21 protein-coding genes and 1 pseudogene are annotated in these 20,104 nt (G+C 72.3%); 8 read left to right on the forward strand and 14 right to left on the reverse strand.

The genetic code is table 11. The annotated features are described in order from the left end of the window. Positions 1–22: 22 nt before the first annotated feature. Positions 23–325: pseudogene (locus tag AC3IX6_RS33400) on the forward strand (MarR family winged helix-turn-helix transcriptional regulator); the annotation flags it as partial. Between the two features lie 41 nt (positions 326–366). Here AC3IX6_RS33400 and AC3IX6_RS33405 read toward each other — a convergent pair. Both AC3IX6_RS33405 and AC3IX6_RS33410 read right to left on the reverse strand, forming a co-directional pair. Then, complete coding sequence (locus AC3IX6_RS33405; RefSeq protein ID WP_489367017.1) at positions 367–1,233, reverse strand: ABC transporter permease; 867 nt, start codon at positions 1,231–1,233, stop codon at positions 367–369. Then, positions 1,230–2,141: an ABC transporter ATP-binding protein gene (locus tag AC3IX6_RS33410; protein ID WP_489367018.1), complete on the reverse strand. Its 912-nt coding sequence runs from the start codon at positions 2,139–2,141 to the stop codon at positions 1,230–1,232. Before AC3IX6_RS33410 ends, AC3IX6_RS33405 begins: the two co-directional genes overlap by 4 nt. Positions 2,142–2,364: 223 nt before the next feature. On the opposite strand from AC3IX6_RS33410, the gene AC3IX6_RS33415 reads away from it, so the two are divergent. Together AC3IX6_RS33415 and AC3IX6_RS33420 are read left to right on the forward strand one after the other, a co-directional pair. Beyond that, positions 2,365–3,456, forward strand: a complete 1,092-nt coding sequence (locus AC3IX6_RS33415) for a sensor histidine kinase (RefSeq protein ID WP_489367019.1) — start codon at positions 2,365–2,367, stop codon at positions 3,454–3,456. After that, positions 3,453–4,139: a response regulator gene (locus AC3IX6_RS33420; protein ID WP_489367020.1), complete on the forward strand. Its 687-nt coding sequence runs from the start codon at positions 3,453–3,455 to the stop codon at positions 4,137–4,139. Before AC3IX6_RS33415 ends, AC3IX6_RS33420 begins: the two co-directional genes overlap by 4 nt. A gap of 83 nt (positions 4,140–4,222) precedes the next feature. Here AC3IX6_RS33420 and AC3IX6_RS33425 read toward each other — a convergent pair whose 3' ends face one another. Beyond that, entirely contained in the window at positions 4,223–5,176 is a 954-nt protein-coding gene (locus AC3IX6_RS33425; RefSeq protein ID WP_489367021.1) for a glycoside hydrolase family 16 protein, read from the reverse strand. 325 nt (positions 5,177–5,501) lie between these two features. After that, positions 5,502–6,146, reverse strand: a complete 645-nt coding sequence (locus tag AC3IX6_RS33430) for a hypothetical protein (protein ID WP_489367022.1) — start codon at positions 6,144–6,146, stop codon at positions 5,502–5,504. A 62-nt stretch (positions 6,147–6,208) separates the two neighbouring features. Here AC3IX6_RS33430 and AC3IX6_RS33435 point away from each other — a divergent pair, with 62 nt between their 5' ends. After that, positions 6,209–8,296: a bifunctional polysaccharide deacetylase/glycosyltransferase family 2 protein gene (locus AC3IX6_RS33435; RefSeq protein WP_489371639.1), complete on the forward strand. Its 2,088-nt coding sequence runs from the start codon at positions 6,209–6,211 to the stop codon at positions 8,294–8,296. 2 nt (positions 8,297–8,298) lie between these two features. Then, the gene (locus AC3IX6_RS33440; protein WP_489367023.1) at positions 8,299–9,609 is read left to right on the forward strand and encodes an acyltransferase family protein; all 1,311 of its coding nucleotides are present in this window, start codon (positions 8,299–8,301) and stop codon (positions 9,607–9,609) included. Between the two features lie 25 nt (positions 9,610–9,634). Here the strand turns inward: AC3IX6_RS33440 and AC3IX6_RS33445 are convergent, their stop codons facing one another. From AC3IX6_RS33445 to AC3IX6_RS33460, 4 genes are read right to left on the reverse strand one after another with little or no spacing between them, the layout of a single operon-like run. Next, complete coding sequence (locus tag AC3IX6_RS33445) at positions 9,635–10,171, reverse strand: SixA phosphatase family protein (RefSeq protein ID WP_489367024.1); 537 nt, start codon at positions 10,169–10,171, stop codon at positions 9,635–9,637. A gap of 10 nt (positions 10,172–10,181) precedes the next feature. Further along, a complete protein-coding gene (locus AC3IX6_RS33450; RefSeq protein ID WP_489367025.1) occupies positions 10,182–10,685 on the reverse strand; it encodes an ATP-binding protein in 504 nt (167 codons plus the stop codon). A 12-nt stretch (positions 10,686–10,697) separates the two neighbouring features. Next, positions 10,698–11,063: an STAS domain-containing protein gene (locus tag AC3IX6_RS33455; protein ID WP_489367026.1), complete on the reverse strand. Its 366-nt coding sequence runs from the start codon at positions 11,061–11,063 to the stop codon at positions 10,698–10,700. 13 nt (positions 11,064–11,076) lie between these two features. Then, positions 11,077–11,430 (reverse strand): PRC-barrel domain-containing protein, encoded by a 354-nt coding sequence (locus AC3IX6_RS33460; protein ID WP_489367027.1) that lies wholly within the window; start codon positions 11,428–11,430, stop codon positions 11,077–11,079. Positions 11,431–11,583: 153 nt separating this feature from the next. Here AC3IX6_RS33460 and AC3IX6_RS33465 point away from each other — a divergent pair, with 153 nt between their 5' ends. After that, a complete protein-coding gene (locus AC3IX6_RS33465; protein ID WP_489367028.1) occupies positions 11,584–11,817 on the forward strand; it encodes a hypothetical protein in 234 nt (77 codons plus the stop codon). Positions 11,818–11,841: 24 nt separating this feature from the next. Here AC3IX6_RS33465 and AC3IX6_RS33470 read toward each other — a convergent pair whose 3' ends face one another. The 3 genes from AC3IX6_RS33470 to AC3IX6_RS33480 form a co-directional block, all read right to left on the reverse strand. Then, the gene (locus tag AC3IX6_RS33470) at positions 11,842–12,030 is read right to left on the reverse strand and encodes a DUF6381 family protein (RefSeq protein WP_489367029.1); all 189 of its coding nucleotides are present in this window, start codon (positions 12,028–12,030) and stop codon (positions 11,842–11,844) included. A 123-nt stretch (positions 12,031–12,153) separates the two neighbouring features. Then, positions 12,154–13,344: a carboxylate-amine ligase gene (locus AC3IX6_RS33475; protein ID WP_489367030.1), complete on the reverse strand. Its 1,191-nt coding sequence runs from the start codon at positions 13,342–13,344 to the stop codon at positions 12,154–12,156. A 124-nt stretch (positions 13,345–13,468) separates the two neighbouring features. Next, positions 13,469–14,317: a class II glutamine amidotransferase gene (locus AC3IX6_RS33480; RefSeq protein ID WP_489367031.1), complete on the reverse strand. Its 849-nt coding sequence runs from the start codon at positions 14,315–14,317 to the stop codon at positions 13,469–13,471. 202 nt (positions 14,318–14,519) lie between these two features. Between AC3IX6_RS33480 and AC3IX6_RS33485 the strand changes: the two genes are divergently transcribed. Beyond that, the gene (locus AC3IX6_RS33485; protein ID WP_489367032.1) at positions 14,520–14,942 is read left to right on the forward strand and encodes a CBS domain-containing protein; all 423 of its coding nucleotides are present in this window, start codon (positions 14,520–14,522) and stop codon (positions 14,940–14,942) included. Positions 14,943–15,259: 317 nt separating this feature from the next. On the opposite strand, the gene AC3IX6_RS33490 is transcribed toward AC3IX6_RS33485, so the two are convergent. The 3 genes from AC3IX6_RS33490 to AC3IX6_RS33500 form a co-directional block, all read right to left on the reverse strand. Beyond that, entirely contained in the window at positions 15,260–16,198 is a 939-nt protein-coding gene (locus tag AC3IX6_RS33490) for an alpha/beta hydrolase (RefSeq protein WP_489367033.1), read from the reverse strand. A gap of 62 nt (positions 16,199–16,260) precedes the next feature. Continuing rightward, positions 16,261–16,851 carry a TIGR03086 family metal-binding protein gene (locus AC3IX6_RS33495; RefSeq protein ID WP_489367034.1) on the reverse strand — a complete coding sequence of 197 codons (591 nt, stop codon included), beginning with the start codon at positions 16,849–16,851 and terminating at the stop codon, positions 16,261–16,263. A gap of 138 nt (positions 16,852–16,989) precedes the next feature. Next, positions 16,990–19,074 carry a calcium-binding protein gene (locus AC3IX6_RS33500; RefSeq protein WP_489367035.1) on the reverse strand — a complete coding sequence of 695 codons (2,085 nt, stop codon included), beginning with the start codon at positions 19,072–19,074 and terminating at the stop codon, positions 16,990–16,992. 281 nt (positions 19,075–19,355) lie between these two features. Here AC3IX6_RS33500 and AC3IX6_RS33505 point away from each other — a divergent pair, with 281 nt between their 5' ends. Next, positions 19,356–19,997, forward strand: a complete 642-nt coding sequence (locus tag AC3IX6_RS33505; RefSeq protein ID WP_489367036.1) for a dihydrofolate reductase family protein — start codon at positions 19,356–19,358, stop codon at positions 19,995–19,997. Positions 19,998–20,104 lie beyond the last annotated feature (107 nt).

Raw genomic sequence — 20,104 nt, forward strand, 5'->3', positions numbered from 1 at the left:
TGGCGCTGAGCCCGACAAGACGCTCGACCGCGACGGCGCCATGACCACCAGCGACCTCGCCGCCGATCAGCGCGTACGCCCCCAGTCGATGGCCCGCGCCGTGGGCCTCCTCATGGAGCAGAACCTGATCACCCGCCGCGCGCACCCCACGGACGGCCGCAAGTCGCTGGTCGAACTGTCGGACGCGGGCCGGGCCGCCCTCGAAGCGGAGCGCGGCCGCAGGGCCGGCTGGCTCGCCCAGGCCATCGAGGCCGAACTCACCGATGAGGAGCGGGCGGTACTGGCCCACAGCGCCACCCTGCTGGAACGCCTCGCCACCCGCTAGCACCCCGGCGGAGCCGAGCCGGCGGCTCCGGCGCCCCGGCCTCAGACGTCCCGGCGCCGGACGGCGGTCACGGCGACGGCCACCGAGACGAGGGCCCAGGCTCCGAGTGCGATCCAGGAGCCGGTGACGGTGCCCGGGTGGGCGCCCAGGCTGGTGTGGGAGTCCGGGTTGAGGGTCAGTCGTCCCTGGGCGGCGAGCGGCAGGTGGTTGCCGATCTCCTTCAGGGCCCGGTACCGGTCGCCGCCCAAGAGCAGGGGCAGGATGAAGAGCATGCCCACGACCGCGACGATCGAGGCCGTGGCGTGGCGCAGGACGGCCCCGAACGCCATGCCGATCAGGGCGCACACCGGGACGACCAGGGCGTAGGCCGCGACGGCCCGCAGGCAGCCGGGGTCTTGGATCGAGAGCCCGACCTGCCGGGAGGCCAGCATCGCGTTGACGGTGAAGAACGAGGTCACGGAGACGACGGCGCCGAGCAGGAGCGCGGCCGCCGCGACCAGGACCACCTTGGCCGTGATCACCGCCCGCCGGTCGGGAACGGCGGCGAACGTGGTGCGGATCATCCCCGTCGCGTACTCGCCGAAGACGGTGATGGCCCCGAAGGAGGCCGCGGCCAGTGCCATGACGGCGGCTGCGACGCTGCTCAGACCGTGGAACAACGGGTCGTACAGGTAGGGGGGTTCGCCGGGAAGCGGGGGATGCGGCTGGTCGATGTACGGCAGGTCGGAGTGGACGCCGTTCACGTTGATCGCGATCGCGACCACGGCGCTGAGCGCGAGCACCCAGTAAGTCGACCTGAGTGAGCGCATCTTGATCCACTCGGCGGCGAGCAGGTCGGTGAACCCGGCCGCCGCGGGTTCGTCCGCCCGTTCGGAGCGCCGGGTGCCGGACGGAGCCGGTGTGCTCATCGGGGTTCTCCTGCGAGGTATTCGACGCTGTCGGCGGTGAGGGACATGAAGGCCGACTCCAGGGACGGGGCGTGGGTGGCCAGTTCGTGCAGCACGATGCGGTGCCGGTGGGCGAGGTCGCCGATCCGGGCCGCGGTCAGGCCGGTGACGCTGACGGCCGGGCCGCCGTCCCGTCGCACCGAGGCACCCTCGGCGAGCAGTACGGCCTCCAGGGCCGCCGGGTCGGGAGTGTGGACCGTCACCCCCCGGGAGGCGTGCCGCGCGGAGAACTCCGCCAGGCTCGCGTCGGCGATCAGACGGCCCCGGCCGATGACGAGGATCCGGTCGGCGGTGTGCTCCATCTCGGCCATCATGTGGCTCGAGACCAGGACGGTGCGGCCCTCGGAGGCCAGCCGCCGGAACAGTCCGCGTACCCACAGCACGCCCTCGGGATCCAGGCCGTTCAGGGGCTCGTCGAACAGCAGCACCGGCGGATCGCCGAGCAGGGCGCCCGCGATGCCGAGGCGCTGCTTCATCCCGAGGGAGAACCCGCCGATCCGGCGGGCCGCCGCCTTCGTCAGCCCGGCCTCCCCCAGGACCGCGTCCACCCGGGACAGCGGGATGCGGTTGCTTCGGGCCAGGGCGGACAGATGGGCCCGCGCGCTCCGTCCGCCGTGCACGTCCTGGGCGTCCAACAGTGCGCCGACGTGGCGGAGTCCGCGCGGGCGGCCGGCGAAGGGAACCCCGTCCACGGTGACGGTCCCGCCGGTCGGCGCGTTCAGGCCCAGGACCATCCGCAAGGTGGTGGACTTGCCGGCGCCGTTGGGGCCGAGGAAGCCCGTCACCCGGCCCGGTTCCACGGTGAAGGTCAGGTCGTCGACGGCGAGGGTGTCGCCGTACCGCTTGGTCAGCCGAGTCGATTCGATCACGGGGTCCACGCTGCCGGTACGGGCACGGCCCGTGCGTCGGCCGGTGGTTCACATCGCGGAGCCCCGCGGGTGGCCCGGGGGATTAGGTCCGTGGGCCAATGCCCCGGCGGGCGGGCGCGGATACGATCGGACGATGACGGCTGCTCCTCGTCCACCGCTGCTCAGACGTGTGCCACCGGGTGCGTGGGTGGGTGCCTTCTGGGTGGCGCTCATCCTGGTGCGCATGCTGCAACGGCCGGACGAGCTCCGTCACCTGGTCCAGTACGACGGCAACATCGAGGACGCCCCGCTCCTGGTCACCGCTGTCGTCACGACCCTGGGCGCGCTGCTGCTGGTCCGGGCGCCGCTGGCCGCCGTGGCCGTCGCGCTGGCCGGCTCCGTGTTCTCGATCGGGATGGCGGTGCGGGAGACGACCTTCGTCCTGTTCCTGCTGGCCGACGCGGCCGTGGGCTACACCGCCGCGACCCGCTCGCGGCGGGTCTCGGTGCCCGCCGCCCTGCTCTGCGTCGCCACGCCGGCGGGCTACGCGGCCTGGCAGCTGGCCCGCGGGTACTCCTTCAACCCCTCGGCGCCCGCCGGGCTCGCCTTGACCGTCGCCATCGCCTGGCTGATCGGCAACACGATCCGTCAGGACCGGGCCCACGCCGACACGGTGCGCTCCCAGGCCACCCGCCAGGCGGTCACCGCCGAACGGCTGCGCATCGCCCGCGAACTGCACGACATGGTCGCCCACAACATCGGCATCATCACCATCCAGGCCGGTGTGGGCAGCCGGGTCATGGACACCCAGCCCGCCGAGACGCGCAAGGCCCTCGACGCCATCGAGGCCACCGGCAGGGAGACCCTCGCCGGCCTGCGGCGGATGCTCGGCGCCCTGCGCAAGGGCGAGGACGAGGCGGCGCCGCTGGATCCGGTCCCCGGTCTCGCCGCCCTCGGCCACCTGGTCGGGCGCAGCGCGGCCGCCGGTGTCCGGGTCGACGTGCGCCGGCTGGGGGAGCGGCGCGAACTGCCCCCGGACGTAGACCTGGCGGCCTTCCGCATCGTCCAGGAGGCGGTCACCAACGTGATGCGGCACTCCGGCACCCGGGACTGCACGGTGACGGTCGACCACCGCCGGGGCGAGCTGGCCGTCGAGGTGCTCGACCGCGGCCGCGGCCCCGGTCGCGGGGACGGCGCCGGCGGCTCCGGATACGGCATCGTCGGCATGCGGGAGCGAGTCGGCCTGCTGCACGGCGAGTTCAGCGCCGGCCCGCTCCCCGACGGCGGTTTCCGCGTGGCGGCCCTGCTGCCGATACCGGTGGAGGCGGCACGGTGATCCGGGTGGTGCTGATCGACGACCAGCCGCTGATCCGTACGGGCCTGCGCGTGCTCATCGCCGACACCCCGGACCTGGAGGTGGTCGGGGAGGCCGGGAACGGCGCCGACGCCGTGGAGCTGGTGGCCCGCCTGCGGCCGGACGTCGCCATCATGGACATCCGGATGCCCGGCACGGACGGGATCGAGGCCACCCGCCGGATCGACGCGGATCCGGCGTCCACGACCCGCGTGCTGGTCCTCACCACCTTCGACGACGACGAGTACGTCTACGGTGCGCTCCGCGCCGGCGCGAGCGGTTTCCTCGTCAAGGACATGCCCCTGGAGTCCATCCTCGACGGGGTCCGCGTCGTCGCCGCCGGGGACGCGCTCATCGCGCCGAGCGTCACGCGCCGGCTCATCGGGGAGTTCGCGGCGCGGCCCGATCCGTCCCCCGGTGCCCGGCCGGGGGGATCCCCGGGAGCCCGGCGGGCGGCCGCCGGCGGCATCACGGACCGGGAGCGCGAGGTCCTGACACTGGTCGGCCGCGGCCTGTCCAATGCGGAGATCGCCGGGGAGCTCACCATCAGCGTGGCCACCGCCAAGGCCCACCTCGCACGGCTCTTCACCAAACTCGACGCGCGCGACCGGGTCCACCTCGTGATCCTCGCCTACGAACTCGGCCTGGTCGCGCCCCCGGGGTGAGGGCCCCGTCCTTCAGCGCTTCGGGCACTACGCGCGGAGTGAGCCGGGCCGGCCAGAGCGGCCCGGCTCGCTCCGCACCGAAGTCAGGACTTGGGAACGGTGTTGATGTGGTGGGTTCCGGCGCCGTAGAAGCCGTCCACCGTTTTCTGTACGTCCGCCGGGGAAACGGCTTCACCGGCCTTGTAGTAGAACCAGTTGACTTTCATGTTCCAGGTACGCGAACCACCGGTGAAGGGAAGATCGATGAACCAGTTGCTGAAATGCATGTCCACCTTCTCGCGCGGGACGTATTTGCCGGAGCTGGTGAACAGGTCCTTGCCGTCCAGCGAATAGGTCGCCTTTCCGTCCATGAAGGTGATCATCATGATGTGCCAGCCCTCGAGGCGCTGCTTCTTGAGCGCGTGGGTGACCCGGTCCGGCGGATCGGCCTTGAACCAGCTCGTGGTGTCGAGCTGCGGACCCACCGAACCCCAGCCGCCGTTCGGCAGGTACTCGAAGTCCAGTTCGCTGTAGTTCGGCGAGGAGTCCGAGGCGGAGATCGGGAAGAAGGTCTCGACGACGTGGTCGCCGTTGCGGCCGCTGACGGGCTTGTCGCTCAGGTAGACCCGAGCGGCGTAGGTCCCGGTGAAGAGGGGGGTGCCGGTGGTCTGCACCTCGACCTGCTTGGTGCCCTGCTTGGTGCCGTCGGTGGAGGACTGCAGCTGAAGGACCCTGCCGCCCTGGGCGGTCGCGTCGGACGGGAAGCTGGCGCCGGCGGACGTCCAGGTGTCCTTGATCCCCGGGCCGCCCCCACCGGTACGGACCTCCCAGCCGTTGGCGCCGAGCGCGGGGTCGTCGGGGCCGCTGTACTGGAAGGTGTCGAACAGGGTTCCCGGCGGTCCGGACGGGGTCGGCGAAGCGCTCTTGGCGGGCGCGGCGTCATCGCGGCCGGGTCCGCCGGATCCGCTGCTGGTGCACGCGGCGAGTACGCACAGGAGGGCGGGCAGCGTGAGCGCGGTCCACGCGCGGCGACGAGAGGTGCGGCGGGGGTGACTCACACGGGCTCCTTGGGGCGTAGGGGCGGTGCAGGACACGCCCTTACATGAAGATCAGTTGCTGATCACATGAAGTGGTCATCCTAAGGTTCGGGCGGACCTTCGAGACCACGGCCTCCGGGATCACCGTCATCGCCGCCCCGTCGAAACCGCCCGGCCGAATGCGGGCCGATCAGCATCCGCAACTGTGCGTACAGGCTTACCGGCTGGTACTGCCAATTGGTATTCCAATCCGATTACGACGCAGGGGCAGACCGCTCCAAAAGCGCACATCGGGCCCAAGTCGATTCGGGCGGGTGCACTAGCGTTCGCCCTGCCATCCCACGGTCTACGTACCCTGCCCTGAAAGGCCCCGCAAGGTGCGCTCAGTCATCAGTTCCCATGAACACGGATCGGCGCACCAGGAACAGCCTGAAATGTCCGGGTCGAGCTTCGAGGGGCCCCTGCCCGACCCGGTTTTCGTCGACCAGTCAGGTCTGCGCGGCCGTCTGCTGCGGGGTCTCGGCTGGCCGGTCTCCGTGGTCGGCGCGGTCCTGGCGGTCGCCATGGGCAGCAGCCTGATCGGCCTCCAGGCGGACGCCCCGGCGATGGGCATACCCGTACAGCCCTCGCGGTCGCCCGGCTCGCCGCCCTCACCTGCGCCCTCGGGCACCCCGGCGCCGTCAGCGTCCGTGGCGCCGTCATCGCCGTCCGCCTCCCGGACGGCCACACCGTCCGCGCCACCGCAGACGAAGCCGTCGGCCACCACGTCGAAGCAGGCGGGCACCACGCCGAAGCCGTCGGCCGCTCCGTCGAAGTCCGCGGCGGCCAGCCCGAAACCCCCGGCCGTCAAACCGAAGCCCACGGCGAGCACGCCGAAGCCCATGGCCGGCACACCGGACCCCACGGCCACCACGCCGCCCGGCACGAGCCCGTCGGGCCCGTCGGCCAAGAACCCCTGATCGTCCGCACCACCCATCTCCAGGAGCGTCATTGTCCCGCCATCAGCGCCGCCGGCAGTCCCTGCTGAGGCCGCGCCGACTGGCCGCGCCGCCGCTGCGCTTCTTCATGCCGCTGTCCCTGCTGGCGTGCCTGCTTGCGCTTCTCGTGTTGCGCGGCCTCGCCACCAACGAGGCCTTCCACGACGACCGGGTCGCCATCTCGGTCGACAAGACGACCGTGCCGCAGCACCTGCTCAAGGGTGGTCCGGTCATCGACGCGCGCGGCAGCAAGAACGAAAAGCCCGTGAGCTATCACATCCCCGACCGCACCGTGGTGCTGAGCTTCGACGACGGTCCCTCCCCGGAGTGGACTCCGAAGATCCTCAAGGTGCTGGAGGCCCACGACATCCGTGCGTCCTTCTTCGTGACCGGCGCCATGACCACGCGCAACCCGGATCTGATCCGGCAGATCGTCGCGGGCGGCCACGAGATCGGTGTGCACACCTTCACGCACGCCGACATGGCGTTGCAGTCCCACGGCCGGATCGGCTGGGAGCTGGCGCAGACGCAGCTGGCGCTGGCCGGAGTCGCGGGCGTGCACAGCGCGCTGTTCCGCCCGCCGTACTCCTCCGACGCCTCGGCGATGGACGACTGGAACTACCCGGTCATCAAGTACGTGGGAGCACGCGGCTACCTCACCGCGTTCATCGACCGGGACACCGACGACTGGAAGCGTCCCGGTGTCGACGCGATCGTCAAGGCGGCCATGCCGGCCACCCCCGGTGCGGGCGAGATGATCCTGCTGCACGATGCGGGTGGCGACCGTACCCAGACCATCGCCGCGCTCGAGCAGATCATCACCAAACTGCAGGCCCAGGGCTACCGCTTCACCACCATCTCCGACGCGCTCGGCGCCTCCAGCGCCACCGTGCCGGTGACCGGATTCCAGCTGTGGGCGGGCAAGGGCTACATCTGGGCCACCCAGGTCGCCGTGCACACCCTGCCGGTGCTGGTCGGGCTGCTGGCCCTCGTCGGCTTCCTCAACTTCGGCCGGTTCGGCCTGATGCTCGTCCTCGCACCGATGCACGCCCGCCGCGCCAAGCGGCGGGACGCCTGGGGAACGCCCGTCACCGAGAAGGTCACGGTCCTGGTCCCGGCGTACAACGAGCGCGAGTGCATAGCCAACACCCTCAACTCCCTGGCCCTCAGTGACTATCCGATCGAAGTCATCGTCATCGACGACGGCTCCTCGGACGGCACCGCGGACATAGTCGAGGAGATGAACCTGCCGTTCGTCCGGCTGATCCGCAAGGCCAACGGCGGCAAGTCCAGCGCGCTCAACACCGGTATCGCGGCCGCCTCGCACGAGATCATCGTGATGATGGACGGCGACACCGTCTTCGAACCGTCCACCGTGCGCGAGCTGGTCCAGCCCTTCGGTGACGCCGGGATCGGCGCGGTCGCGGGCAACGCCAAGGTCGGCAACCGTGACAGCCTGATCGGCGCCTGGCAGCACATCGAGTACGTCCTCGGCCACAACCTGGACCGCCGGATGTACGACATGCTCAACGTCATCCAGACCATCCCCGGCGCGGTCGGCGCCTTCCGCAAGGAGGCCCTGCGACGGGTCGGCGGGATGAGCGACGACACCCTCGCCGAGGACACCGACATCACCATCGCCGTGCTCTGCGACGGCTGGCGGATCGTCTACGCCGAGGACGCCCGCGCCTGGACCGAGGCTCCCGCCAGCCTCCAGCAGCTCTGGTCCCAGCGGTACCGCTGGAGCTACGGCAGCATGCAGGCGATGTGGAAGCACCGCGCCGCGGTGACCGCCCGCGGCCCGGCCGGGCGCTTCGGCCGGATCGGGCTGCCGCTCGTCGTGCTGTTCGGCGTGATCGCCCCGCTGCTGGCGCCGCTGGTCGACCTGTTCCTGCTGTACGGCGTGTTCTTCGGGGACGCCGGGATCACCCTCACCAGCTGGGGCGGCTTCATCCTGCTCCAGGCCGCACTGTCCTGGTACGCCTTCCATCTCGACCACGAGAAGCCCTGGTACCTGATCAGCCTGCCGATCCAGCAGCTGGTCTACCGGCAGCTCATGTACATCGTTCTGCTGCAGTCCGCGATCACGGCGATGACCGGTGGTCGCCTGCGCTGGCAGAAGCTCCGGCGCACCGGCGAGGTCGCCGTACCCGTGGAGGCCTGACCGTGACCGGATACAACAACCCCGGGCGCCATCAGGACACCGTCCAGTTGAGGGTTCCCGAACTCCTGCGGCAGCGCTGGGAGGCGGACTGGGAGCCCGAGCCGCAGCCGCGGCCGCGGTCCGAGCAGCAGCCGGAGCCGGAGCCGGAGCCGCAGCCGCCGGCCCCGCGCAAGGGCGGCCGGGACCGCTACCTCGACCTGCTGCGCGCGCTGGCCCTGGTGCGCGTGATCTTCTACCACAACTTCGGCTGGTTCTGGCTGCCCCTCGTCTTCCCGTCGATGGGCGTGATGTTCGCGCTGGCCGGTTCGCTGATGGCCCGCTCGCTCAGCCGTCCCGCCCTCGGCGTGATCCGCGGCCGACTGCGCCGACTGCTGCCGCCGATGTGGCTGTTCGGCGCCGTCCTGATCACCCTCCAGCTCCTCGACGGCTGGGGTCCCGACTCCGAGGGCCACCCCACCTGGTGGTGGACCAAGATGGCGTTCTGGATCCTGCCGCTGAGCACTCCGCCGTTCGCCGAGGAACTGCCCGGGTTCGGCCGCGTGGGAGGCAGCTGGGCCCTGCAGATCACCGTCCCGCTCTGGTACCTCCGCGCCTACCTGTGGTACGTCCTGCTCTCGCCGCTGATGCTCTGGGCGCTGCGCCGGCTTCCGTGGGTGACGCTGTTCAGCCCCCTGGCGGTGCTGATCGTCATGAACTCCTTCTTCGCCGACCAGGAGTTCGTCTACGGCCGGGTCTGGGAGAGCGCCAACGACTTCGCGATGTTCGGTTCCTGCTGGATCCTCGGCATGGCCCACCAGGAGGGGCTGCTCAAGAAGATCCCGCAGTACGTCCTGCCGTCCATCGCGCCGCTGGTCATGGTGGCCGGCTTCTGGTACCTGCAGACCCGGCCGGTGGACCCGACCGTACCGACGGACATCGAAGCCTGGCCGATCGCCCAGGCCCTGTGGTCCCTGGGCTTCGTGGCCATCCTGCTCCACGTCAGCCCGTCCTGGGACCAGTGGCCCAGAGTGCTGGAACGCTGGAACGGCCTGGTCAGCCTGCTCAACTCGCGCGCGGTCAGCGTCTACCTGTGGCACCAGGTGGCACTGGTGGCGGCGATCCCGCTGATCGACCCGCTCTGGAGCGTCCCCTTCTTCTACGACAACCTCCAGTGGCTGCTGACCAGCCAGTGGTTCACCATGCTGGTGGCGATCCCGCTGATCGGCCTGCTGGTCCTGACCTTCGGCTGGATCGAGGACGTGGCGGCCAAACGCTCACCGCGGCTCCTGCCGTACCCCCGCCGCCAACGGGGCAAGCGCCGGTCCTCCGACTGACGGAGCTCCGCCGGCCCCCGGCGCGTCAGCGGACGGCGCCCCGGGGGACGGCGAAATCGGTCAGCCGGGCCGAGCCCGGCGCGAGCTCCCGCCAGGAACCGGGGCAGGCGAGCACCGCGATCGCGGACGTCGGGAACTTCTCCGACAGGCGCGCCATCGCCCCGGCCTCCGCGGCGCCCACGGCCTCCCGCGCGAGGCTGACGGCCAGTTCCTCCATGCCCGGGTTGTGGCCGACGAGCAGCAGCGTCCCCACCTCCTCGGGCACCTCGGACACCACCTCCAGCAGTTCCTCCGGCTCGGCGGCGTACACCCGTTCGTCGAAGCGCACCGGGACCTCGACGCCCAGCTCCCCGGCCGCCAGTTCCCAGGTCTCGCGGGTCCGCCGGGCGGTGGAACAGATCACCAGGGCGGGCAGGCAGCCGGCGTCGCGCAGCCAGCGGCCCGCCGCGGGCGCGTCCCGCAGACCGCGCGGGCCGAGCGGCCGCTCGTGGTCGTCGACGTCGGGCCAGGCGGACTTGGCGTGGCGCAGCAGCACCAGGCGGGCGGCGGACGGCGCGCTCATGATCTCAGCCTCATGGCCCCAGCCTCCCACGGTCCACCCGGCCGGCGAGGCCGGTGCGGGGAAGCACGTCCGGGACGTACGGCGGGGCGTCGATCTCCACCCATACGCACTTTCCGCCGTCCACCGGCTCCGAGCCCCACGTCCGGGCCAGCCGTTCCACGATGACCAGCCCGTGGCCTCCGGGCCGCGCCGGGTCCGACGGGTGCCTGACGGCCGGCGCGACCGGGTTCGCGTCGGTGACCTCGATGCGCAGCCCTTCGGCGGTGCGGCGCAGGAGGAGCGAGCGGGGCCCGCCCGCGTGCATGCAGGCGTTGGCCACGACCTCGGACACCAGCAGCAGGGCATCGTCCGCGGTCTCGTCCCCCGGCCCGCGGTCACGGTGGCTGCCGGCCTGCGGCAGCCACTGCCACTCGGCCAGGGCGGCGCGGGTGAAATCCCGGCAGCGGCTGACGACATCGGTGGTGTCGTGCAGCACCAGACGCCGGGTCTGTTCCGGTGACCGGTGCTCACTCATCGTGCTCCTCCGCTACGCGCGCCGGCGACTCTCCAGCGCCGCATCCACATCGGGGTGCAGCGGGAACAGCCCGACCACGCCCGTGATGTGCAACATGCGTTCGATCGGCTGGTGGAGGCCGATCAGTTCGAGACTGCCACCCGCTTCCTGGACCGCGAGCCGACTGTGCAGCAACACGTTCAGTCCCGTGGAATCGCAGAAGTCCAGCCCGCTGAAATCAACGAGCAGCCGCTGCCCACCACCCGCCCGGGCGGCTTCGAGAGCCATCCGCAAGGGTTCGGCTGTGTCGTGGTCGAGCTCGCCCGCCAGCGCCAGGACGGTGGCCCCCTCGACGGGCCGCACTTCGACCGCGAAGCGGTCGTCGTCCGCCGTGGCCATCGTGCACCACCTTTCACATGTGGGGCTGGTTGTAGTACCGGGCGAACTGCTCCAGGTAGGTGGGTCCGCCGCCGTACTTGGCCTGGTCGAACTCGGGAGCGTTCTTGATCTGCTCCTTGCTCCGGTCGACGTAGACCTTCTCCTCGGCGGTGTCGATGCGCTTGATGGTGCCCGCCGGGAGCAGCACGTGCTTGCCGAAGATCCAGACACCCGTGTCGACGACGACGTGGGACGCTCCGACGTCCTCCGAATGCTTGTCGATCTTCCCGATGCCGCCGTCCGTGGCCTCGACCTTGTAGCCGACGAGGTCGATCCCCTCCCGGTACCCGGCGTCCTGGTGGTAGCCCCAGATCTCTTCCGTGCTCATGGCTCGTGCCCTTCTCTGCGTCGCCGTCCCCCCAGGCGTCTCCCCAGAAAGCACGCGGCCACGCACCGCGGCTCCCTCCGGCGGGCCGCACGCGGGGGTTTTCCGCCCGGGCGTTCGGGCAGGCACCGTATGAGACCCGGGAGGCGATGTCGCATGACCGAAGGCTCGATCCCCTACCTCCCCCCGGCCCGGGTCACCGTGCTCGGGGTCTACCCCGCCGACCTGCCGTTCCGCATCGTGGAGATCGACGGCCAGGTGGTCGGCACCGCCAGGTCCATGACGGACGTGGTCCTGACCGCCGCGGCCGCCGGCATCACCATCCACGACCTCGACGACCCGGACGAGGTCCGCTGGGTCGGAGGAGGGAAGTTCCACTGGACCGGGTGATCGCCCGGACGAGCGGGGCGGACGCTACATGGGGTCCATGGTTCCGCTGCCCGGGCCGTTCTCCTGCTCGCTCTTCCGCCGGATGTGCAGGGCCTTCTCGATGAGCCGCTGCCGCTCCGCCGGATCCGCCGCGCGCTGCGCCGCCTGCTCCAGTTCCTGGGCCTTGTCACGCATCTGCCGGGCACGCTGGCTCGGCTGGCTCTCGTTGGTCATGACCGATCCTCGGTTCGGGGGAATGCGGTACTCCTGCGGTACTGGACCCTCCCAGCCAATCAGCACCCCACCGCACCCGCCACCGCGGATCCCGGAGCATCCGTGCGTGCGGTCGGCCGCCCGTCAGCTCCGCGCCGTCGTCTCCGCCAGGCTGTCCACCACGTCGCGGAGGCGTCCGTGACGCCGGCGGGCGGCCCGCTGCTGCGCCGCGCCGGTGCCTTCGGTGCGCAGGACGTCGAGCAGGGTGTCGGCGAGGGACAGGTCCCCGGAGGCGGTGAGCCCCGGGGCCGCCCGCTCCCGCAGCCGGGCGACCAGGTCCCGGGCCGGTACGGAGGCGCCGGTGAACGGATCGAGTCCGTCGCCGGCCAGGCCGTGCGCGGCGGCGCGCCGGTGGGCTTCGCGGAGCCTGGCCGGATGCGGTTCCGGGGTCGGGCGGATCTCGGCCGACTCCGTCCGCAAGGTGGCGGCGAGGCCCCGTACGAGGACGGCCAGGAGCACCACGGTGTCGAGGCGGGCGTTCACGTCGGCGACGCGGATCTCCAGCGTCGGCACGTGCTCGGACGGGCGGGCGTACCAGTAGATCATCCGCCGGTCCAGCACCGTGCCGCTGCGCACGAGCTCGTCGGCGCAGCGTTCGTACGCGGCTTCGTCGAGGACCGGGGCGGGCCCCACGGTGGGCCAGCGGGCGTGCTCGACGGCGCGCCAGCTCGCGTAGCCGGAGTCCCGGCCCCGGTTGAAGGGGGAGTTGGCGGCGAGGGCCTGGAGCGTGGGCAGCCACGGGCGCATCCGGTTGGCGAGGTCGAGGGCCTCGGTGCGGCAGCCGACTCCGACGTGCACGTGGCAACCGCACACCGCCTGGTCGTAGTCGCCGAGCACGGAGGCGAAACGGGCCGCCATCCTGCGGTAGCGCTCGTCATGGGTGACCGTCAGGGGATGCTCCGGCGGTATGACCGGCGTTCCGGCCGCCAGCAGCAGGCATCCCTCGGCGGCCGCGGCGCGTCCCACCTCGGTACGCAACCGGGCCAGCTGGGCCCTGAGCGCGCCGGAACTCGCGGTGGGTCTGGTGCACACCTCCACCTGGGCGGTGAAGAACTCCGGCTGCACCAACGGGCCGAGCGTGCACGCGGCGGCTGCTATGACCCGTGGTGCGCGGCCCACCGGGGCCCGGCTGCGGCGGTCGACGAGCAGGAACTCCTCCTCCACGCCCATCGTCGGCACGGTGAGCCGTGCGAGGCCGCTCCCGCGCGGCGCGGAGTACGGGCCGGGCGCGGCGGAAGTCCCGTCCGACGCACGGGTGAGTACGGTCGGTGGCATCGCTGACCCCCTCCGCCCGGATCCTTCCCGGGCACCGGCTCGGCTACGGCTTCGGCTTCGGCTTCGGCTTCGGCTGCTGACGTGCGCCTACCCAGCGGCGCCCCGCTCACGCGGGCACCGACCGTCAGACGCATTCCGGTACGAAGGGGAGCCAGTCCCGGTCCGGAGCGGAAGGGATCACCGTGTAGCTGGCCTCGGGAAGCTCGTTCCACACGCCGGGAAGGTCCCCCAGGGGTTCGGAGACCACGATGCGCGACGCGTCGGAGATCTCGCGGAGGAACTCCACCTCGGGGTGGAGGTGGCGGACGGTCTCGGCGCGGCTGCTGTAGAAGAGCGAGCGGGCCGCGCCCCGGCTGGCGTACCGGAAGGCCCAGAGGCGCTCGCCGTCGCTGATCGCCAGGGTCATCTGGAGCGGTTCCGCGATGCCGTGCTCCTTGCCGAGACGCTCCACGAGCCCGGCCATCCTGGCCACGGCACCCGGGACGTCCTGGTCGAGCCCGAAGGTGACCGCCAGGTAGAACATCACCTCGGAGTCGGTGGACCCCTCGATGGACGGGAAGAGGGCCGGGTCGACGGCCAGACAGAGGTCCCGCTGCAGCCGCGGGAAGTCCGCGATGGACCCGTTGTGCATCCACAGCCACCGGCCGTGGCGGAAGGGGTGGCAGTTGGTCTGCTGGATGGCCGAGCCCGTCGAGGCGCGTATGTGCGCGAAGAACAGCGGTGAGCGGACGTGCGCGGCGAGCTCGCGCAGGTTGCGGTTGTTCCAGGCCGGGGCGACGTCCCGGAAGACGGCCGGTGTGCCGTCCCCGTTTCCGGCGGTTCCGCTGTACCAGCCGAGGCCGAAACCGTCGCCGTTGGTCGTCTCCACGCCCATCCGGGCGTGGAGGCTCTGGTTGATCAGCGAGTGTTCCGGCCGGTAGAGCACGGCGTCGAGCAGCATGGACGAACCCGAGTAGGCGAGCCACCGGCACATGCGGACCATCCCCTTCGCGGCCTGCTCCGAGCGTAACCCCGCGACCGGCGCGCCTCTCCCGGGCCGGCCGCGCGGCGGGGTTTGCCGACGGCCTGGGCGGAAAGACACCGGGTACGGGAGGTGGAGGGCCCACAGGCGGTGCTGCACCCGCCTCCCGGCCAGACAGCGCCCGAAGGTGCTGCGGGCAGCCCTGGGAGGAACCATGACCCGGCGAGTCCACGAGGTGATGACCGGCAGTCCGGTGACCGTCGAGAAGCTCACGTCCCTGGCGGAAGCCGCGAGGGTGATGCGGGACGCCGGCATCGGGGACGTCCTGGTCGTCGACGAGGGCCGGCTTCACGGCATCCTGACCGACCGCGACCTGGTCATCCGGGCCATGGCCGAGAGTCTGGATCCCGCCGAGACGACGGTACAGGCGGTCTGCAGCTCCGGACCGGTGACCGTCAAGCCCGGCGACGACGTGGACCAGGCCGCCGACCTCATGCGACGGCACGCGCTGCGGCGCCTGCCCGTGCAGACCGAGGGCGGTGAACTCGTCGGCGTCGTGACGCTGGGGGACCTCGCGGTGGAACACGATCCCGGATCGACCCTCGCGGCCATCTCGGCCGCGGAACCCGACAGCTGAGGCGTCAGCCTCCCTTGCGTTGGTCGGCGCGCAGGTCCTGCTCGATGTCGCCCGGGATCCGCAGTTCCTGGGGTCGCGCGCCGGCCGCGATCGAGCCGGACGAGCGTGGGCAGGCGCGGGACCGAGAAGGCCATTTTCGACGACCGCGGAATCACCATGACGAACGCAACCACCCGCACCGAGGGGCACGCACGGACCGTGCAGCCGACCCGCCCGCTTCCGGCGGACCGGGGCCCGAGACCCGGCCCCGCGGCCGGGTCCCCTGCCCGGGCCCGTCCCGGCGCCGGAGCCCGTCACCTGAAGGCGGCGGCGCGCGGTCACCGCAGCCGGGCCCCGAGTTCCTTGATCACTTCGGTGACGGCCGCCTCCGCGCCCTCCGAGACGGCGAACATGTTCAGGAAGCCGTGCACCAGACCGTCGTAGGTGCGGACGAAGACGTCGACTCCGGCGTCCTGCAGCGCGCGGGCGTAGGCCAGGCCCTCGTCGCGGAGCGGATCGTAGGCGGCCGTGGCGATGACGGCGGGCGCGAGCCCCGCGTGGTTCGCGGCGTGCAGGGGGGAGGCCCGTACGTCGGTGGCGACGGAGGCATCACCGCCGAGCAGGATCGTCGTGAGGTCACGGAGGTCCCGCAGCGTGAGCAGATAGCCCTCCCCGTTCTCGGTGTGGGAGGGGTAGTCGCCCGAGCCGCGGTCCGTCGCCGGGTAGGCGAGGAGCTGGGCCGCGAGCGGTTCCCCGGCGTCGCGGAAGGCCAGGGCGACCGATGCGGCGAGGGCCCCGCCCGCGCTGTCGCCCGCGAGGGCCATCCGGTCGCGCCGGCCGCCGTACCGGTCGCTGTGGTCGGCCGCCCACCGGGCCACGGCGAGGCAGTCCTCGAACGCGGCCGGGAACGCGTGCTCGGGGAGCCGCCGGTAGTGCACGGCGACCACGACGGCCCCGAGATCGCGGCACAGACGGCGGGCGACGTGGTCGTGGGTGTCGAGGTCGCCCACGATCCAGCCGCCGCCGTGGAAGAAGACGACGGTCGCGGCAGGCCCGCCGGAGTCGGGTCGGTAGACCCGCACCGGTACGGGTCCTGCGGGGCCCGGGACCGTGTCGTCCACCACGGATCCGACGCCGATCGGCGTGCTCGGCGCCACCAGGGCGTTCGACCGGCGTTCCGCCTCCCGGAGTTCCGCCGGGTCGGCCGTGACGATGCGTTCCCCCGGGCCCGCCGGGACCTGCGAGAGGAGCGCTGCGATGGACGGGTCCAGGGGCATGGCGAAAGGCCTTCCGGGTGACGGGGGCGCGGGGTCTTCAGGGCTGCGGGCGTGCGGGGTCTTCAGGACCGCCGGTACGGATCGCGCCCGCTCAGCCCGACCGCCCGGTCCAGCAGCGGGGCGTCCTCCGGTACGGGGACGACCGGGCCGAAGATGTCACCGCCGCCGCCCCCTTCCTCCGCCGCGGCCACGAGGAAGGCGTACGAGGTCTCCAGCGCGGCCCGATCGGGTGCGTACTCCTGGCCGGTGGCCCGGGCCAGGTCCCAGCCGTGGATGACCAGTTCGTTGACGGCCACCAGCCCCGCGATCCCGCCCGGCAGGTCCACGCCGCCCGCGCGGGTCATGCCGGTCCAGGCGGCCGGATCGGTCCAGGCCTCGGCCAGTTCGCCGAGGACCCGGGGGAGCGCCTCGCGCCAGTCGGCGGGGAGGGTGGGCACGGCCGTGTCGGGGGCCGTGTCCGTCGTGGGGCCGAGGTCCTTGCGGCCCGCGTCGCGGAACGCGACGGCCAGGCCGGCGATGTGGCCCAGCAGGTTGCCGACCGCGTAGTCGGGGCAGGGCGTCGGGCCGGCGATCCGGGCGTCCGGGACGCCCGCCGCGAGGCGGGCCACGATCCGGGCCTGCGGTCCGAGGTCGAGCATCGTCGTGTCGGTCATGTGCCGCTCCTTCGGGGCGAGGGTTCTGGAGGGTAGACCGGCGGCGCCGCCCGAACTCATCGCTCCACGGGCGGGACGTCCACCCCCACACCCGGCCGGGGCCGGAGGGCCGGCCGCGCGGCCCGGCTGGGCATCCGCTCAGGGGCAGCTGATGCGGATGTCCCCGGGGTCGGTGGTGCAGGTGTCGGTGCCCATGCCGCCGTTGGCGGTGTCGTTGGCGCCGACGCCGTCGGTGGTGGTCAGGCGGTCGTTCCCGTAGTAGCCCGTGAGGGTGTCGTTGCCCGGACCGCCGTTAAGGGTGTCGTCGCCGAAGCCCCCGTCGATGTTGTCGTTGCCGGGCCCGCCGTGGACGGTGTCGTTGCCGTAGCTCGCGCGGACGGTGTCGTTGCCGCTGAGCCCGCAGATGACGTCGTTGGAGTAGCCGCCGTTGAGCGTGTCCGTACCGCTGGTGCCGATGATCGTGCAGCCCCGGGAGTTGTTCACCGAAGTCGACGCGCCGGCCGTGTTGTTGGCCGGGTTCGGGTCCTGGGGCGTGGCGGTGGCGGAGGCGTTGTTCGTCAGGGTGCCGGTGGCACGCGGTTCGGCCGTCACCGTGACCGTGGCGCTCGCACCCGGTGCGAGGCTGCCGAGGGCGCAGTTCGCCGAGGTCGCCGTGGTCGTGCAGGTGCCCTGGGAGGGAACGGCCGACAGGAGGGCGCCGCCGGCTCCGGAGAGCGTGTCGGTGAGCGTCACGCCCGTCGCGGTCACCGTGGACGTCGCGGCGTTGGTGACCCGGACCGTGTAGGACGCCTGGTCGCCGATGCTCACCGTCGTCGTGCCGGTCTTCGTCACCGACAGGTCGGCGGCCGGCGGGGGCGGCGGCGTGCTGCCGCCGCCTTCGTAGCGGGCGATGCCGAAGGCGCCCAGCCCGGCCAGGCCCGCGGCCACGATCTTCCCGTCGGGCTGCACGAGCAGTCCCCGGATCTCTTCCCCGCCCAGCATGCCGGTGTACACCCGGCCGTCACCGCCCCCGAAGCCGGTGTCCAGGCTGCCGCTCGGCAGGTAGCGGGCGAGGGCGAAGTCGGAGGCCTCCTGGCTGTCCGGGTCGTCGGCCGTGCCGCCGACCAGGATCCTGCCGTCCTGCTGGAGCGTCATGTCGTACGCCGTCGCCGTGCTGAGGGGCCAGACGGTGGTGACCCGGCCGCCGGTGCCGAAGGCGGCGTCGGGGCTGCCGCCGGAGGTGAACCGGGCCAGGGCGAAACCGGTGTTGGTCGACCCCGCGGCGACGACCGCGCCGTCGGACTGGACCGCCACGGCCCGGCCGAAGTCCGTACCGCCGAAGTCCGCGGTGGCCATGCCGTCGCCGCTGAAGGACGTGTCGAGGCTGCCGTCGGACAGGTAGCGGGCCACGCCGAAGTCGAAGGCGGTACTGCCCACGTAGCCGACTGCGACGAACCTGCCGTCCGCCTGGAGCGCCAGGCCGGTGGCCTGCCCGCCCGCGTCACCGGGGAAGGCGGGAGTGAAGCCCGCCACCACCGTGCCGTCCCCGCCGAAGGACGGGTCGGGGCTGCCGTCCGCGTTGAGGCGGGCCAGCGCGAAGCCGGCCCCGCCGCTGAGGCCCACCGCGAGGATCCTGCCGTCCGGCTGGACGACCAGGTCGGCGGCCCCCGAGGCGCTCCCGAACGCGTCGACGCGCACGAGTCCGGCCGAGCCGAAGCCCTGGTCGAGCGTGCCGTCGGTGTGGTAGCGGGCGACGGAGAAGAAGCAGCAGCCGCCGCCCTCGTCCGGAACCTCCGTACGGCCGGCGACCACGATCTTCCCGTCGGAGGGCTGTACCGCCACCGCCTCGGCCTGGTCGTCACCCCCGAAATCGCTGGTCACCCGGCCGTCGCCGCCGCCGAACCCGGTATCGACGCTGCCGTCGGCGTTGTACCGGATCAGCGCCATGTCGAACGGGACGCCCGGCCCCGTGACGCGGCCGGCCACGACCAGCTTGCCGTCGCCCTGCCGGGCGACGTCCAGACCTTCGGCGTAGTCCCACGGCCCGCCGTCGTCGGGGAAGTACGTCTGGACCTTCCCGGAGCCGCCGGCGAAGCCGGGGTCCGGATCCCCCGGAGCCGCCAGCGCCGTTCCGGGCAGCGCGAGGACCAGCGCCAGCGCGGCAGCCGCCACCGTGGCCGCCCGTCCACCGCTGCGGACGGGGCGGCGGCGGCCTTCGGGTGGGCGGGGGTGTGAGTGGGTCATGGGCGTACGGACCTCCGAGTCGCCGGGGAGTGAGCAGGCAGCAGCTTCGTGCCGGACGTGCGCCGGGCGGCCGAGGCGCGGGCGGGCTGAGCCCTCCGGGGGCGGTGATCCACCCCTGTGGGCGAACTGGCGGAGGATCTTCATTTCGGCGGGCCCGGGGACTCCCTCGAGCGAAGGAGGTTCCGCCGAGGCGATGAGTCCGAGGCCGCCCGCGGGTCTACCCCTTGACGGAGACGATCCGACCGATCCGACCGATCCGACCGACTCACCGGGAGCACGCCATGGGCCTCATCCACATCGAGCTGTTCGCGACCCTCGACTTCGTCGGGCAGGCGCCCGGCGGCCCCGACGAGGACCCGGTGGGGTTCCCGTTCGGCGGCTGGCAGGCACCCCTGCTGGACGAGGTCGCCGGGGCGCAGATCGGCGCCGCGTACGAGGGCACGGACGCCCTCCTGCTCGGGCGCCGGACGTACGACATCTTCGCCGCCTACTGGCCCCACCAGGAGGGCGGCGAGGACGACGAGATCGCCACGCTCTTCAACAGGGTCCCGAAGTACGTGGCCTCCCGCGGCCGGCCCGACCTCTCGTGGGCCGGGTCCACGCACCTCGGCCCGGACCTGGCCGCGGCGGTGCGCGAGATCCGCGAGCGGCACGAGCACGTGAAGGTCGTCGGGAGCCTGAACCTCGTGCAGACCCTCCTGCGCGAGAAGCTCTTCGACCGGCTCGACCTCTGGGTGCACCCGATCGTGCTCGGCGTCGGGAAGAAGGTGTTCGAGGACGGCGCGGTGCCCACGAACCTCGCACTGCTCGCACCCCCGGTGGCCAGTCCGAAGGGCAGCGTGTACCTGCGTTACGGGCTCGCCGACGGCATTCCCGCGACGGGCGACATGAGCGCCCCCGCTCGCGGCGCCGCGAGCGCCTGATCACGCCCCGCGCCCCGTGCCCGGCGGCCCGAGGGGCCCGCGCCCCCGGCCGTCGGGGGGCTGTATCACCCGTGCGCGGATACCCTGGTAGATGTGATCGAGTCTGG

This window comes from Streptomyces sp. GL_141 (assembly GCF_057834385.1).

Coding starts and splice junctions, on each gene's coding strand:
- AC3IX6_RS33405 (WP_489367017.1), bottom strand. CDS start 1,233: ATGAGCACACCGGCTCCGTCCGGCACCCGGCGCTCCGAACGGGCGGAC.
- AC3IX6_RS33415 (WP_489367019.1), top strand. CDS start 2,365: ATGCTGCAACGGCCGGACGAGCTCCGTCACCTGGTCCAGTACGACGGC.
- AC3IX6_RS33430 (WP_489367022.1), bottom strand. CDS start 6,146: ATGACGCTCCTGGAGATGGGTGGTGCGGACGATCAGGGGTTCTTGGCC.
- AC3IX6_RS33445 (WP_489367024.1), bottom strand. CDS start 10,171: ATGAGCGCGCCGTCCGCCGCCCGCCTGGTGCTGCTGCGCCACGCCAAG.
- AC3IX6_RS33450 (WP_489367025.1), bottom strand. CDS start 10,685: ATGAGTGAGCACCGGTCACCGGAACAGACCCGGCGTCTGGTGCTGCAC.
- AC3IX6_RS33455 (WP_489367026.1), bottom strand. CDS start 11,063: ATGGCCACGGCGGACGACGACCGCTTCGCGGTCGAAGTGCGGCCCGTC.
- AC3IX6_RS33460 (WP_489367027.1), bottom strand. CDS start 11,430: ATGAGCACGGAAGAGATCTGGGGCTACCACCAGGACGCCGGGTACCGG.
- AC3IX6_RS33465 (WP_489367028.1), top strand. CDS start 11,584: ATGACCGAAGGCTCGATCCCCTACCTCCCCCCGGCCCGGGTCACCGTG.
- AC3IX6_RS33470 (WP_489367029.1), bottom strand. CDS start 12,030: ATGACCAACGAGAGCCAGCCGAGCCAGCGTGCCCGGCAGATGCGTGAC.
- AC3IX6_RS33475 (WP_489367030.1), bottom strand. CDS start 13,344: ATGCCACCGACCGTACTCACCCGTGCGTCGGACGGGACTTCCGCCGCG.
- AC3IX6_RS33480 (WP_489367031.1), bottom strand. CDS start 14,317: ATGTGCCGGTGGCTCGCCTACTCGGGTTCGTCCATGCTGCTCGACGCC.
- AC3IX6_RS33485 (WP_489367032.1), top strand. CDS start 14,520: ATGACCCGGCGAGTCCACGAGGTGATGACCGGCAGTCCGGTGACCGTC.
- AC3IX6_RS33490 (WP_489367033.1), bottom strand. CDS start 16,198: ATGCCCCTGGACCCGTCCATCGCAGCGCTCCTCTCGCAGGTCCCGGCG.
- AC3IX6_RS33495 (WP_489367034.1), bottom strand. CDS start 16,851: ATGACCGACACGACGATGCTCGACCTCGGACCGCAGGCCCGGATCGTG.
- AC3IX6_RS33500 (WP_489367035.1), bottom strand. CDS start 19,074: ATGACCCACTCACACCCCCGCCCACCCGAAGGCCGCCGCCGCCCCGTC.
- AC3IX6_RS33505 (WP_489367036.1), top strand. CDS start 19,356: ATGGGCCTCATCCACATCGAGCTGTTCGCGACCCTCGACTTCGTCGGG.